This window comes from Paenibacillus sp. 7516 (assembly GCF_002272715.1).
Taxonomy (GTDB): domain Bacteria; phylum Bacillota; class Bacilli; order Paenibacillales; family Paenibacillaceae; genus Paenibacillus; species Paenibacillus illinoisensis_A.
Genome location: NZ_NPBI01000012.1, coordinates 539,681 through 554,965 on the forward strand (window position 1 = coordinate 539,681; position 15,285 = coordinate 554,965).

The 15,285-nt window shown below is 43.8% G+C and carries 13 protein-coding genes; 12 read left to right on the forward strand and 1 reads right to left on the reverse strand.

What is annotated here, in order from left to right; translation table 11 throughout:
• Nucleotides 1-433: 433 nt before the first annotated feature.
• Together gltB and CHI14_RS30025 are read left to right on the forward strand one after the other, a co-directional pair.
• The gene (gene gltB / locus CHI14_RS13670) at nucleotides 434-5,032 is read left to right on the forward strand and encodes a glutamate synthase large subunit (RefSeq protein WP_095288979.1); all 4,599 of its coding nucleotides are present in this window, start codon (nucleotides 434-436) and stop codon (nucleotides 5,030-5,032) included.
• Between the two features lie 228 nt (nucleotides 5,033-5,260).
• Nucleotides 5,261-5,413, forward strand: a complete 153-nt coding sequence (locus tag CHI14_RS30025; protein WP_153977277.1) for a hypothetical protein — start codon at nucleotides 5,261-5,263, stop codon at nucleotides 5,411-5,413.
• A gap of 102 nt (nucleotides 5,414-5,515) precedes the next feature.
• Here CHI14_RS30025 and CHI14_RS13675 read toward each other — a convergent pair whose 3' ends face one another.
• Nucleotides 5,516-5,884, reverse strand: coding sequence for a helix-turn-helix domain-containing protein (locus CHI14_RS13675; protein WP_095288980.1), 369 nt, complete (start codon nucleotides 5,882-5,884; stop codon nucleotides 5,516-5,518).
• Nucleotides 5,885-6,216: 332 nt separating this feature from the next.
• On the opposite strand from CHI14_RS13675, the gene CHI14_RS13680 reads away from it, so the two are divergent.
• The 10 genes from CHI14_RS13680 (at nucleotide 6,217) to CHI14_RS13725 (ending at nucleotide 15,250) form a co-directional block, all read left to right on the forward strand.
• Nucleotides 6,217-6,651 carry a hypothetical protein gene (locus tag CHI14_RS13680; protein WP_095288981.1) on the forward strand — a complete coding sequence of 145 codons (435 nt, stop codon included), beginning with the start codon at nucleotides 6,217-6,219 and terminating at the stop codon, nucleotides 6,649-6,651.
• A 153-nt stretch (nucleotides 6,652-6,804) separates the two neighbouring features.
• Nucleotides 6,805-7,569 (forward strand): tyrosine-protein phosphatase, encoded by a 765-nt coding sequence (locus tag CHI14_RS13685; protein ID WP_095288982.1) that lies wholly within the window; start codon nucleotides 6,805-6,807, stop codon nucleotides 7,567-7,569.
• Nucleotides 7,570-7,626: 57 nt separating this feature from the next.
• Entirely contained in the window at nucleotides 7,627-8,379 is a 753-nt protein-coding gene (locus tag CHI14_RS13690; protein ID WP_095288983.1) for a YveK family protein, read from the forward strand.
• The gene (locus tag CHI14_RS13695; RefSeq protein WP_095288984.1) at nucleotides 8,360-9,040 is read left to right on the forward strand and encodes a CpsD/CapB family tyrosine-protein kinase; all 681 of its coding nucleotides are present in this window, start codon (nucleotides 8,360-8,362) and stop codon (nucleotides 9,038-9,040) included. Before CHI14_RS13690 ends, CHI14_RS13695 begins: the two co-directional genes overlap by 20 nt.
• A 244-nt stretch (nucleotides 9,041-9,284) precedes the next feature.
• Nucleotides 9,285-10,193, forward strand: coding sequence for a UTP--glucose-1-phosphate uridylyltransferase GalU (gene galU / locus CHI14_RS13700; protein WP_095288985.1), 909 nt, complete (start codon nucleotides 9,285-9,287; stop codon nucleotides 10,191-10,193).
• Entirely contained in the window at nucleotides 10,190-10,858 is a 669-nt protein-coding gene (locus CHI14_RS13705) for a sugar transferase (protein WP_095288986.1), read from the forward strand. The genes galU and CHI14_RS13705 overlap by 4 nt, the downstream gene beginning before the upstream one ends.
• 32 nt (nucleotides 10,859-10,890) lie before the next feature.
• Entirely contained in the window at nucleotides 10,891-11,859 is a 969-nt protein-coding gene (locus tag CHI14_RS13710; protein WP_095288987.1) for a UDP-glucuronic acid decarboxylase family protein, read from the forward strand.
• An 11-nt stretch (nucleotides 11,860-11,870) separates the two neighbouring features.
• The gene (locus CHI14_RS13715) at nucleotides 11,871-12,809 is read left to right on the forward strand and encodes a GDP-L-fucose synthase family protein (RefSeq protein ID WP_095288988.1); all 939 of its coding nucleotides are present in this window, start codon (nucleotides 11,871-11,873) and stop codon (nucleotides 12,807-12,809) included.
• Nucleotides 12,810-12,838: 29 nt separating this feature from the next.
• Nucleotides 12,839-13,819: a GDP-mannose 4,6-dehydratase gene (gene gmd, locus CHI14_RS13720; protein WP_095288989.1), complete on the forward strand. Its 981-nt coding sequence runs from the start codon at nucleotides 12,839-12,841 to the stop codon at nucleotides 13,817-13,819.
• A 6-nt stretch (nucleotides 13,820-13,825) separates the two neighbouring features.
• On the forward strand, nucleotides 13,826-15,250 hold the full coding sequence (locus CHI14_RS13725) for an oligosaccharide flippase family protein (RefSeq protein ID WP_095288990.1): 1,425 nt from the start codon (nucleotides 13,826-13,828) through the stop codon (nucleotides 15,248-15,250).
• Nucleotides 15,251-15,285: the final 35 nt, after the last annotated feature.

The following is a 15,285-nucleotide window of genomic DNA, read 5'->3' on the forward strand; positions in this document are numbered from 1 at the left end:
ATAAAATCAGTTGTACTCTGCCTTAAAATGTGTATAATTATTCGAAAAAGAGATGAATTTAAACGTCATTACACTAAAGCTGTGCTGCAAAACATTTCTTATCAGAGGTATTAAAAAGTTTAAATTGCGCTGATGTTAGGTCGGTGTTAAAATAATAGAACTATATCAAAAAACGTCGCTCCATATCAGCGGTCGTGCCAGCGACTGCGAGTAATTATAATTGTGCTCTTTCCCGGCTCATCCGGAAGCACTACGAAAGAATAACTTCTTCTCCAGCAGCAGAAGTACTCTAAATCCAATGACCCGATTAGATTATGGTCACCCCGATTATTCAGCAGGGCTCTCTAAAGACCCGCTCCTCCCGTTTCATTGTTGCTTGTTGCCTATGTTCTTGATCTTTCCGAAATACTTCATTATAGAAAGGTTGCGTTCCATGAGACACATCGGATTACCTCCTAAACAGGGTTTGTATGACCCACAGTTCGAAAAAGATGCATGCGGAATGGGTTTTGTTGCCAACATCAAAGGAGTACCTTCACACGATATCGTTAGTCAGGCACTGACCATGCTCAGTAATATGGAGCACCGCGGGGGACAGGGCAGTGAGCCGAATTCCGGTGACGGAGCCGGTATTTTGATTCAGATTCCACATCGTTACTTTGCACAGGAAGCGGAGCGCCTCGGCTTTGCGCTGCCAGAGCAGGGAGCATACGGCGTAGGTATGCTGTTCCTTTCTCAGGATCCTGAGATTCGTCATGCTCACCAAGAGAGCCTGAAGAAAATCATTGAAGAAGAAGGACAGACATTCCTCGGTTTCCGGGATGTGCCGACCTTTGATGAGATGCTGGGTCGTTCCGCACTGGCTGCGAAGCCTTATGTGCGTCAGGTGTTCATTGGCAGATCTGCGGATATCAACGATGAGCTCGCGTTCGAGCGCAAGCTGTATGTGATTCGCAGACGTGCTGAGCTGGCGATCCGATATTCGGCTGATGAGAAAGAAGGCGGTTCGTTCTACCTGCCAAGCTTGTCCTGTCGTAAAATTGTCTACAAAGGCATGCTGACAACCGAGCAGGTTGGACAGTTCTACCTGGATTTGCAAGAGGACCTGGTTGAATCGGCGATTGCATTAGTACACTCCCGTTTCAGTACCAATACATTCCCAAGCTGGGAGCGTGCCCACCCGTATCGCTTCATGATTCACAACGGTGAGATCAATACGATGCGTGGTAACGTGAACTGGATGCATGCACGTCAATCGCTGTTTGAGAGCGAAGTGTTTGGCAACGATATCTCCAAAGTGAAGCCGATCATTAACCCGGACGGTTCGGATACGGCGATGTTTGATAACACACTGGAGTTCCTGTATTTGAGCGGGCGTTCATTGCCACACGTGGCAATGATGATGGTACCTGAGCCGTGGAGCACGGATGAGGGAATGGATCCGGCCAAAAAAGCATTTTATGAATATCACAGCACGATGATGGAGCCTTGGGACGGGCCGGCAGCGATGGCCTTTACGGATGGTCTGCAAATTGGTGCAACACTGGACCGTAACGGTCTGCGTCCTGCACGTTATTATGTAACGAAAGACGATCGTATCATTTTGTCCTCTGAAGTCGGGGTCCTTGATATTGCTCCGGAGGAAATTCTGTATAAGGATCGTTTGCGTCCAGGTCGCATGCTGCTCGTGGATACAAAAGAAGGACGCATTATCTCGGATGAGGAAGTAAAGGCTCTAATTGCAGCCGAGAATCCGTATCAGGAGTGGCTTGATGAGCACTTGATGGATCTGAATGAATTGCCGGAAGCGCCGGAACTTCCAGATCCAAAACACGATAACGTAACCCAGCTTCAGCTGGCCTATGGATATACATTTGAGGAACTGCGCAAAGTGCTGGAGCCAATGGCATCCACAGGGATGGAAGCAACGGGTTCCATGGGTTATGATGCTCCACTGGCAGTGCTGTCGGATCGTCCGCAGCGTCTGTATAACTACTTTAAACAAATGTTTGCACAGGTAACCAATCCACCAATTGATGCCATCCGTGAAGAGATCGTCACGTCTACGGCAACAACGATTGGTCCGGAGCGCAACTTGCTCAATCCTGAACCGGAGAGCTGTCGCCAGATCCGTCTGGATACACCGGTATTGTCCAATGAAGATTTCGCGAAAATTCGTCACGTGCGCCGTCCAGGCTTCCGTTCGATGACCATCCCGATTTTCTTCACGGCTGCAGAAGGTGCGGAAGGACTGCGCAAAGCGATGGATCTGCTCTTCGAAGCAGCGGACCGTGTAATCGACAAAGGTCATAACATCTTGATCTTGTCTGACCGCGGTGTGGATGCGGAGAATGCGGCCATTCCTGCACTGCTTGCCGTGGCTGGCTTGCATCACCACCTGATCCGTCAGGGTACAAGAACCAAAGTCAGCATCTTGCTGGAATCGGCAGAGCCTCGTGATATTCATCACTACGCATTGCTGCTGGGCTATGGCGTAAGTGCCGTGAACCCTTATCTGGCATTCGAAACACTGGATGACATGATTCAGCAAGGACTGCTGCGCGGCATCTCGCATGAGAAAGCTGTCAAAAACTACATTAAAGCCGCAACCAAAGGCGTTATTAAAATATTGTCCAAAATGGGAATCTCGACAATTCAGTCCTATCGGGGCGCTCAAATTTTTGAAGCGGTTGGCCTGAAGTCTGATTTCGTTGATCGTTACTTTACTTGGACACCATCCCGGATCGGTGGTATTGGTCTGGAAGAAGTGGCAGCAGAGGTGCTTACTCACCATAACCGTGCCTTTACGGACAAAGACGGCAATGACAAAGTGCTGGATTCCGGCGGTGAATATCAGTGGCGTAATGACGGGGAGGAACATCTGTTCAACCCGCAAACGATTCATACGTTACAGCACGCCGTTCGCACTGGCGATTACAACCTGTACAAAAAGTATGCCAAACTGGTACAGGGTGAGAATGATCAGTTGCTGACGATTCGTTCCATGCTGAAACTGAAACCGGCAGGGCCGGCAGTTCCGCTGGAGGAAGTGGAGTCCGTTGAAAGTATTATGCGCCGCTTCAAAACAGGTGCGATGTCCTTCGGTTCCATCAGTAAGGAAGCACACGAGGATTTGGCGATCGCCATGAACCGTGTCGGTGGTAAATCGAACACAGGTGAGGGCGGGGAGGATCCGGCTCGCTTCATTAAAGATAGCAACGGTGATTCACGTCGGAGTGCCATTAAACAGGTTGCGTCCGGACGTTTCGGTGTTACGTCAAACTATCTCGTGAATGCTGACGAGATCCAGATCAAAATGGCACAAGGTGCAAAACCGGGTGAAGGTGGACAGCTGCCAGGACGTAAAGTATATCCGTGGGTTGCTGAAGTTCGGGGTTCAACGCCTGGCGTGGGTCTGATCTCACCGCCGCCGCATCACGACATTTACTCCATCGAGGATTTGGCTGAGTTGATCTATGACCTGAAAAACGCAAATCCACGTGCGGAAATCAACGTGAAGCTGGTTTCCGAAGTCGGCGTAGGTACCATTGCTGCAGGTGTAGCCAAAGGTCGTGCCGATATTATCCTCGTAAGTGGATACGACGGCGGTACGGGTGCATCTCCACAAGGTTCGATCCGTCACGCGGGTATGCCTTGGGAGCTTGGTCTTGCCGAAACACATCAAACGCTGATGCTGAACAATCTGCGTGACCGTGTTGTTCTGGAAACAGATGGTAAAATGCTGAATGGTCGCGACCTTGCGATTGCTGCTTTGCTTGGAGCGGAGGAGTATGGTTTCTCCACAGCACCACTCGTGGCACTGGGGTGTATCATGATGCGTGTTTGTCAGATGGATACATGTCCGGTAGGTGTAGCAACGCAAAATCCGGAGCTGCGCAAAAATTACATGGGTGATCCGGCTCACGTTGTGAACTTCATGCGTTTTGTCGCTGAAGATGTACGTGAAATTATGGCTGAGCTTGGTTTCCGTACCATTCAGGAAATGGTTGGACGTACAGACTGTCTTGAAACGGTTCAGGCAGTAGATCATTGGAAGAAAAAAGGTGTGGATCTGTCTGTGCTGCTGCATGTACCTGAGATGCCGGAAGGTTCAGCACGTTATCGTACACAGCACCAGAATCATCAACTGGAAGAGACGCTCGACATGCAGCAGCTGCTGACGCTGGCTCAGCCTGCGATCGAATCTGGCCAACCGGTTGAGGCTGTTCTTCCGATTACCAACGTTAACCGGGCAGTAGGTACGATTCTGGGTAGTGAGATTACACGGAAATATGGTCTTGCTGGACTACCGGAAGACACCGTTCAATTCAAGTTTGTCGGCTCTGCCGGACAAAGCTTCGGGGCCTTTGTACCTAAAGGGATGACCCTGACTGTTGAAGGGGATTCCAATGACTACGTTGGTAAAGGATTATCGGGAGGTAAACTGATTGTTATGCCTTCACCTAAAGCAACATTCAATGCGGAGGATAATATCATTATTGGTAACACGGCTCTGTATGGAGCAACCAGTGGTGAAGCCTATATCCGCGGGATTGCAGGTGAGCGGTTTGCCGTACGGAATTCGGGTGCAAAAGTCGTTGTTGAGGGCGTGGGTGACCACGGTTGCGAATATATGACCGGCGGACGTGTCGTCGTTCTGGGCGATACAGGTCGTAACTTTGCAGCCGGGATGTCCGGAGGTATTGCTTACGTATATGATCCGGAAGGCACATTCCTGCAGCGTTGTAACCTGGAAATGGTTCTTTTGGAGCGGATTGAAGATGTATCGGAAAGTGCAGACCTGCGCGGCATGATTCAACGTCATGTGGCTTATACAGGCAGTGCTGCAGGTGAGCGTATTCTGGATAACTGGCAGGATTCTGTGAACCAGTTCGTTCGGGTTATTCCGAAAGACTTCAAACGGATGACAGAGCAGATCGAACGTGTTCAAGCGACAGGCTTGACGGGAGAGGAAGCTTTGCTGGCTGCATTTGAAGCCAATATGCGTGAGCTTGCACGTGCGGGAGGTTAAGTCCCTCCTTTTAACAGGATTGCGTGAATAGGTTGTATAATGAATTAATAGGAGCTTTATGGTTGCCGATGAGGCGCTGTAAAGCTCCTGTTTGTGTTTCGACAAAATTAGAACCCGGACCAAAAACGCTATCGCCATGAGACGACAACATTGAGGAACTTTCTCAAGTATAATAAGGCTAGTTTTGGAGTGCAGGGAAAGTATATATAGATAAGAGAGGTTAGCGGAATGAATATGAAGAATCCAAACAGGGGCGAACTTAAGCCGACAGGTAAACAAGTGGAAGCAACCGAGATGGACATCATGAAGGTTTTACTGCAATGCGGAATCGACCCGGAGCGTTGGAACGAGTTCATATCCTCCGTCAACAATGAGCACTAATAACCAGGATCATACACAAATATGTATTGGAGGGAGTTAAGACGCAAAAAACCCAGGAACCGAAGAAATGACTACTCGGGACTGGGTCTTCCTTTGTTGGAGTTAATCCATGCTGCGTTCCATTCGGACAAAAGCAATAAAACGACGTGCCTCTTCTTCTGTTAAGGGTTTGCCATCGATCATCAGGTCGAAGCGATCCAACACTTCCTTATCCGATAATTCAAGCGAGTCCACAAATTCCCGAACATCCTCATCCATAACCACATCGCTCTGCTTCGTACGCCCTATGAGATAATCAATGGATACATTAAAAATGTCAGCAAGCCTGGTTAATACTTCAAAGTCCGGTTTGCGTCGATTCTTCTCATAATGGGAGAGAGCGGCCCTGGTAATATGAATGGAGGTCGCAAGTTCTTCCTGAGTAAGTCCCCGCTGTTCCCTTAATTCAGCAATGCGATTTCCGTAGTTCATACGCTTTTCCCCCTGAACGCCATGTCAAATGTATTAAACCAATCCTGAGCTATTTTTTGATCAGGGCAGCTTTCCTGCAAAATGATGACGCTTGGACAGACCTATATCTGGAATAGGTCTGTCTAAGGACATCTCATATTGTCGTAAATCAAAAGAACCATGTCCAAATACTGCTTGACATGATACAATTTGTATCGTAAATTGGACGTATGGAAGTTACAAAATGTATCATCTGGAATAATTTAAGTGTCTCCAAGTTGTCTATGCAATATACCTGTGAGAAGGAATAATGGCAACACTTGTGGGCTAATCCATTCTAAAGGAATGAAACGATGAATTCAGTGATTCAGGAATGGGCCGATCTAGAATTAAATGTCCATATGTACATTCAGGAGTTTCAGGGTAAGACAGTAGACCGCAAAAGACGTCCCGTTCTCTTGCTTGGGATGGATACAAAAGCGATTACTTTCCTGAGTGACCTGGTTTTACCGGTATCGTCAACGATGTTGATCGGTTTGGATGTAGAAGATCGCCAAGTATGTTTAAGGCTTCAGGCAAGCTTGCAATGGAAACAGCCCTTCGGCGAGCTTACATTGTATCATTCAAGCCTGCATATTCAGCAAGAGCAGACACTATATATAACTGGACAGTTAAATCAGATGCTTCGTGACGTGCAGTTTCCTACGGTATCCCGATTCGCCTATGAAAAGGCAGCGGAACAACTGGACCTGCAGAAAACCTATCATTACATCGATTTTACCATATGAAGCCTGACAAATTCTAAACATTTTCTGAACAAGCAAGTACTTAACGCCATTTTACTATATTTCATAGCGTTATGCATTAGTTCTTTAACACCAAAAGCATTTTGCGCGATGAATAAAAGGGCGAGGGGGATCATACATTGAGGAAGTTTGGATATGGTTGAAATACACTGCCACATTTTATCAGGTCTTGATGATGGTCCGGTTCACATGGAACAGTCCATCGACATGGCCCAGAAGGCGGCAGCCTCGGGAGTTACCTCGATCATTGCAACTCCGCATCACCTGAACGGGCATTACAATAATGAACCGATTGTGGTCAATCAGGCAGTGGAACTGCTTCATGCAGAGCTTCGCAAACGCAACATTCGCTTGGAGATCCGCCCCGGACAGGAGATCAGGGTTCACGAAGCTCTGATTCGAGACTTACACGCAGGCAAATGCTGCACACTTGCCGGGAGTCGTTACATGTTGCTGGAATTGCCCTTTGGCTATATTCCCTCGCAGTTCACCGGAATACTTCATGAACTTAAAGTAGCCGGTATCGTGCCTATCATTGCTCATCCCGAAAGGAATCACACAATCCAGAATAATCCTGGACTATTGGTTGAATACATTCATCAGGGCGCACTGATTCAGCTCACGGCCCAGTCCATCATAGGACTTTTCGGACGAAAAGTTCAGAAATGGTGTTTTCATTTTTGCAAAGAAAACCCGTTTCATTTCATTTCATCAGATGCTCATGACATTCATATTCGTTCATTTGCTATGAATGCTGCATATGAGCAGCTAGGCCGCAGGTTTGGCAAAGAACTGGTTGCACGCCTGAAAAATAATGCTTGGTCGTTATGGAACAACCAAAGTATAGACATAGAGCAAGAAAAACCAATGGTTCTCAAACGCAGGTTGTTGTTCTGGTAAGCAGTCAGATCGATAGAATGTCATCATAATCGCCGAATTGAATGGGAGGAATACAAGGTGGAACTGAAAGAGTACATGCAAATTTTACGCAAGCGAATTTGGATCATCGTAGCCTTTGTTGCAGTTGCTTGCATTGGTGCAGGTGTCAAAAATTATTTTTTTACCGTACCTGTCTATGAGGCTAGTTCCAAAATGATTGTCAACCAAGCATATAATGCCCAAGGTGTCCCTAATCTTGATTATGCTTCTATTCAAACTAATATCAAAGTAATCAATTCATACATGGAAATCATTAAGTCTTCAGCAATCCTCGACAAAGTAGCTGCTACTTATCCTGACTTGGGGCTAACGGGTAAAGAACTAGGCGAAAGATTAAAAGTAACAACAGCCAATGAGTCTCAAGTCATGAATCTAACCGCAATTGGTGTATCTCCTGAAAAAGCAGCTAAAACGGTCAATGCTGTATCTAAAATATTCAAATCACAAATCCCCGTAATAATGAAAGTAGACAATATCACCATTCTTAGTGAAGCCAACCCTAATGAAAATACAAAACCAGTTAATTATAACCCGATGATGAACGTGTTAATTAGTTTAATTGTAGGTTTACTCTTGTCAATCGGATTTGTTTTCTTATTGGAGTATTTAGATGACACTCTCAAAACAGAAGACGAGATCGAAAAAGAACTTGGAATACCGGCCTTAGCTGTAATATCCAAGTTGAAAAAAGAAGACGCCCGCTCCTCCAAACAAACAACAATATCCCAACAACAGGTAGGTGACAATCAATATGCCACGGTTAACCAATGAGAAGATGAATCTAGTCACAATGGTAAATCCCAAATCACCAAACTCTGAATCTTATCGCAAGCTAAGAACTAACATCCAATTCTCATCAATTGATAGTCAAATCCAAACCATTATGATTGCTTCCGCTGTTTCTGGAGAAGGAAAGACCACTACAATTGGCAATTTGGCAGTAACTTACGCTCAAGAGGGGAAAAAAGTTCTACTCATGGATACTGACCTGCGTAAGCCAGCTGTACATCGTATGTTTAACGTTCCAAATCATGTAGGTCTTACAAGCGTGTTGTCCAATCAGTACTCTGTGAGTGAAGTGCTGAGGGAAACCTTTATAGAAGGATTGCATGTGCTAACTTCCGGTGCTATCCCTCCCAATCCTTCTGAAATGATCGGTTCTCGTAAAATGACTTTGTTATTAGAGGAGTTAAAGGAACAATATGACGTAATTTTATTTGATACACCACCTGTTTTGTCCGTTACCGATGCCTTAATCATAAGTTCCTTATGTGATGGTGTTATTCTGGTTGTGAACTCAGGAAAAGTGAAAAAGGATGTGGTTAAGAAAGCTAAAGCCCATCTTGAACATGTGAATGCACGAATCTTAGGAGCAGTTCTAAATAACTTCCAGTTATCTAAAATTATAGCTGCTCATTACGAAGAAAGTTAACAATTTTCAGATGCCAGTCTGGAGGTCATGTCTACTATACCTTTATCAAGGTAGGCACTCGGTCACACTGTGGGTAGTGTACCTTAGACGTTGATCGTCAAGGGTGTGACGTGAGGTTGGGTTGAATGCCCCTTTATGAAATTGAAAGTAAGAATTGCATCGATTTATTTCAAGGTTTCATGGATTTAAGTGGTTCAACTCATACTTTTAAACCATAAAAAATATTAAGGATAGGGTGGTATTTATGACTAGAGTGAGGAAAGCAATCATTCCCGCAGCAGGTTTGGGGACCCGATTTTTACCCGCTACAAAAGCAATGCCAAAAGAGATGCTCCCTATCGTAGACAAACCGACTATTCAATACATTGTGGAGGAAGCAGTAGCTTCCGGTATTGAGGATATTATTATCGTCACTGGCAAAGGGAAGCGTGCAATTGAGGATCATTTCGATAGTGCGTTTGAATTGGAACATAATCTCATGGAAAAAGGGAAGCTTGGCTTACTTGAGGAGGTTCGTAAATCTTCCAACGTTGATATTCATTACATAAGGCAGAAGGAAGCGCTCGGCTTAGGGCACGCGGTTTGGTGTGCACGTAACTTTATAGGCAACGAGCCATTTGCTGTATTGCTTGGTGACGATATTGTTGTGTCGGATGTTCCGTGCACCAAGCAGCTAATCGATCAATATGAAGCGGTGAATCAGTCGGTACTTGGTGTAAAGACCGTAAGTCCAAGCGAAACCTATCGGTATGGCATTATTGATCCATTGCATACCGAAGGTCGCTTTTCTTCCGTGAACAGTTTAGTGGAGAAACCACCACTCGGTTCAGCACCTTCCAATTTGGCAATCATGGGTCGTTATATTTTGACTCCAAAAGTATTTGAGTACTTGGAAGAGCAAAGTGTGGGGGCTGGTGGAGAAATACAACTGACGGATGCTTTACAAATGCTGAACTGTGATGAAGGAATCTATGCATATGATTTTGAGGGAGAACGATTTGATGTAGGTGAGAAACTTGGATACATTCTGACTACTCTAGATTTTGCTTTGAAAAATGCAGAACTGCGTACGCCAGTATTAACAGCAATTGAGGAAATCTTGATGCGGGAAAGAATGAACCAAGTGCTTGTTGCAGGAGGGGATAGCCAGTGAATCTTTCGGGGCCGGAATACGTCAGAACCAATGAAGCTGTAGTCCAAGAGGGACCGGCTGTTCTAGTTGAGGATACGTATACGCCACAAGTCAGCAGCTACTCAGGATTTATAAAACCATTTATCGATTATTTTGTAGCTGCTCTGTTACTTCTGGTTACTTCACCAGTCATGATAATTGTTGCACTATTAATTAAACTTGATTCTAAAGGTCCTATCATATTTAAGCAAGAACGTTATGGGAAAGATGGAGTCAAGTTTTGTATCTACAAATTCAGAACAATGCGTGTAGATGCGCCAAAGTACAGTGTCTCACCAACTACGAACAATGACCCTCGAGTTACAAGATTAGGTCGAATTTTGCGTAAAACAAGCTTGGACGAATTACCACAGCTCCTTAACATCATCAAAGGTGATATGAGCTTCGTGGGCCCAAGACCTGAACAAAAAAGGATTGTAGAAGAGAGTTATACTGACCTGGAAAGAAGAAGATTTTTGGTTAAGCCAGGAATCACTGGATTGTGGCAAGTTAGCGATGTGAGAAAGGATCCTATACATCACAATTTACAGTATGATTTTCACTATATTTCAAACGTCTCAATCCTAATGGATATTAAAATTTTATTTAAAACAGTTGCCGTGATGGTGAAAAGCAATACATTTTAGCTAGCCTCAAATCCATTTGGAGTGTGATTTCATTGAAACATATTGTAGTTACAGGAGCAGCCGGTTTTCTTGGCTCGCATTTGGTTAAATCGCTCATTCAACAAGGACATCGGGTAACAGGTATAGATAATTTATCTACGGGTGTTTCTCAGAATTTGAGGGAGGTAATAAACAATCCTCTTTTTCAATTCTATAAAGACGATGTAACTCAGGCTAGTTCATTAGAAATCTTGGACCAGCAAACTGTGGATGAGGTGTATCATCTTGCGTCGCCAGCTTCACCAAAATTTTATCAGGCAGATGCTTTTGGAACGATTTGGGTAAACACGCAAGGTACTTATAATTTATTGGAACTTGCTCGTAAAAAGGGAGCTAAAATCGTATATGCTAGTACGAGTGAGGCATATGGTGATCCTGAAGTACACCCCCAGCCTGAAACCTACAAGGGAAGCGTAAATACTTGGGGACCGAGAGCTTGTTATGATGAAGCCAAACGTCTAGGAGAAGTGATATGTTACGAATACTTCACTAAACAACAAGTTAAAGTTAAGGTCGCACGCATATTCAACACATATTCTGCGGGCCTACGTAATGATGATGGAAGAGTCATTTCCAACTTTGTTACACAGGCACTGACTGGAGAAGATATTACAGTTTATGGAGATGGTTCTCAAACGCGTTCCTTTTGTTATGTCGATGACAATATTAGAGGGCTGCAGTTGCTTATGGCTTCAGAAAAAGCTAATGGCCAGATTGTGAATATTGGAAATCCTAAAGAATATACCATTCTGGAACTAGCACACCTGATTAAAGATTTAACTCAATCCAACAGTAACATAACATTCTCCCCACTACCTGAAGATGACCCCAAAGTAAGGCGACCCGTAATTGATAAGGCGAAAGAATTGCTTGGGTGGGAGCCGGAGATTAATTTGGATCATGGACTTAGGCTTACGATAGAAAACTATCGAGAAAGTTTGCTCGAAACACAATTCGAATGAGAGGTAATTTTATGGAGAAGCATAAAAAAATATATATTGCTGGTCATAGAGGACTTGTCGGTTCTGCAATCGAACGTGCACTGCGTGAACATGGCTATACAGCCATATTAACGCGTACAAGTTCGGAGTTGGATTTGCGTGATCATCAGGCTGTTGATGAGTTTTTTGCATCAGAACAGCCTGATTTTGTTTTTTTAGCAGCTGCCAAAGTTGGCGGAATAGTTGCAAATAATGATTACCCGGCTGACTTTATTAGAGATAACCTGCTAATTCAAACAAATGTAATTGATGCTTCTTATCGTTATGGCGCTGAGAAATTACTTTTTCTTGGATCTACGTGTATTTATCCAAAGATGGCCCCTCAGCCTTTAAAGGAAGAATACTTGCTAACAGGAGAACTTGAACCAACCAATAAAGCTTACGCTGTTGCAAAGATAGCCGGAATCACAATGTGCCAATCCTATAATCGGCAGTACGGTACACGATTCATTTCTGTGATGCCAACGAATATGTATGGCCCTAATGACAATTTCGACTTGAATACTTCCCATGTGTTACCCGCCTTACTGCGGAAATTTCATGAGGCGAAAATCCATTCCTTACCTACAGTTGAGGTTTGGGGGAGCGGATCTCCTTTACGTGAATTTCTTCATGCGGATGATTTGGCAGATGCCTGCATCTTTTTAATGAATCAGTACGAAGAAAGTGAAATCATTAATGTTGGCGTAGGTAAGGATATATCGATTAAAGATCTGGCCCTGTTAATTCGCTCTATTGTTGGTTACGAGGGGGAAATTGTATTCGATACATCAAAACCAGACGGCACACCGCGAAAACTGGTCGATGTGACTAAAATCAATAGATTGGGTTGGTCCGCTCGTGTTGATTTAGAAGAGGGTATTCGTTCCATTTACGACGCATATGTTAGTGACTCGCTTGTAAAAAGATAAAACTATTAAAACGGGTGGAGGAGTTCTAGATGAAAAAAGCTTTAATTACCGGGGTTACAGGTCAGGATGGATCCTATCTTGCCGAGCTGTTACTAAGCAAAGGTTACAAAGTATATGGGATGCGCAGAAGAACAAGTACACCGAACTTTGAGAATGTAGAGCATATAAAGGATCAGATTGAGTGGGTGTCTGGCGATCTGACTGACCTGGCCTCTTTAATTGAAGCCGTTCGGTTGAGTGACCCTGATGAGGTCTATAACCTGGCTGCACAGTCCTTTGTTGCGGCATCTTGGCCACAGCCGTTGGCTACGGGACAGATTACTGCTCTATCGGTAACCAACATGCTTGAGGCAGTACGTTTAGTTAAACCATCCGCTAAGTTCTATCAGGCTTCAAGTAGTGAGATGTTTGGTCGTGTCGTTGAGACTCCGCAGAAGGAAACAACCCCATTTTACCCTCGTAGTCCCTATGGCGTAGCCAAAGTTTACGGGCATTGGATTACCGTTAACTATCGTGAAAGTTATGATATGTTCGCATGTTCTGGGATATTGTTTAATCATGAATCTCCTCGTCGGGGTATTGAGTTTGTTACTAGGAAAGTAACAGATGGAGTAGCGCGTATTAAGCTAGGATTAGCTGCAGAATTAAGGTTGGGCAATCTGGACGCGAAGCGTGACTGGGGTTTTGCAGGAGACTACGTTAAGGCGATGTGGTTAATGTTACAGCAGGATCAGCCCGATGACTTCGTTATCTCGACTGGAGAGACACATACCGTTGAGGAACTGGTTAAGGTGGCTTTTGAATATGTAGGTTTAGATTGGAAGAACTATGTTGTTCTCGACGAGAAATTTGTTAGACCGGCTGAGGTTGATCTCTTACTGGGTGATTGTTCAAAAGCAAAGCAAGTACTCGGCTGGGACCTGGAAGTAGATTTCGAGCAGCTTGTTCATATGATGGTAGATGCTGATATGAAGCGATTGTCCCAATATAAAGAGATGGTTAGCATATAGGCGCTTATGGGCAAAGGTGTACTACACTTATTTGGAAGTAATGTCTCCATTAAAATAGTAGCTATTTTATTTTCATTCTATATCGCTAAATATTATGGGGCACATTTTTTAGGTATCTACACATTGTTTTTCTCTATCTATGGTATTGGACAATTCACTTGCAAATTGGGACTATTCTACGCTATGGAGAAGAGAATTAGTGAAATTCGCAAGGATGAAGGTCAAATCATCACAGTCACAATATTAATAAATGCGGGTTTGTTAATCATTTCGTTATTGACAACATTTATATTTCGATCGTTTCTGAACAGTTATATTGGTGTAGAGAATGCCGCATATTACTTGATGTTGTGCATCGTCATTGCTAATTTTGGTAATTTACTTTCAATTTTGATTAAAGCCCAAAAAAATATTGTTGCATATTCAAGGATCATGTTTATTAAAGAAGTTGTGCCACGTGTATTCTCAATGATCGTTCTGATATGGATTGGAGATATTCGTGTATTATTTACGGCAATTATTGTGGGAGAAACGGTCGCATCCATTTATTCGTTAATAGCTCTTAAAAAGGTGAAGCTTGAACGACCTTCCAAGCACGCATTTGGTCAATTGTACTCTCTCACCAAATACAATGCTGTTATGGAAGTACGCACTTTAACGTTTAGCTGGATTGATGTGTGGATGATTGGTTTCTTCCTTACCAAAGAGTTAGTGGGAATTTATCAATTAGCTTGGCAGATTGCCAGCGGAATATTAATTGTTAATAAGACATTGGCAACCGCGTATTTTCCTTACTTCAGTGAATGGGCAGCGAATAATAAACTAGGTCAATTGAAAAATTATTTGAACAAAAAGGTATATATGTATTTGTTATTTCCTATTCCCGTATTCTTTGGTAGTTTGATCTACTCTGAAGATATCATGAGATTATTTAACAGTACATTTGCCGAAGGCAAGTGGGTGCTTGCCATATTGGCAGTGTGTGCGATATTCCGCTCAATACAGGAACTTTATAGTAAGGTACTGGTTGCCATGGATCATGCCAGATTGTCTTTTATTGCTTCTACTTACTCAGGCATTGCTAATATTGTTTTCAACCTCGCTCTGGTACCTTTGGTCGGAATTGAAGGTGCTGCAATATCAACATCCCTTTGTGCAATTATTGATTTTATGATATGTAGGCACTACTTGAAGAAGGTATTCAATTACACTATGCCTAAAATACAATACCTTCCCAACATTGCTGCTTCATTTATTATGCTCGTCATGCTTGTATTATTAAAATTTGGATTGGATATAAGTAATATCTTTGTTGGGCTATCACTGGGTGTAGCGTTCTGGTTTATGTCCTTACTTTTCAATAGGACTTATCGTAATGAACTGTTGAGCGTGGCGACAGTAAGAAAACTAAGGCAAAAAATGAATGGCTAGGATAAATGGAACAAGCTGAAGTGGAGTGATGATAT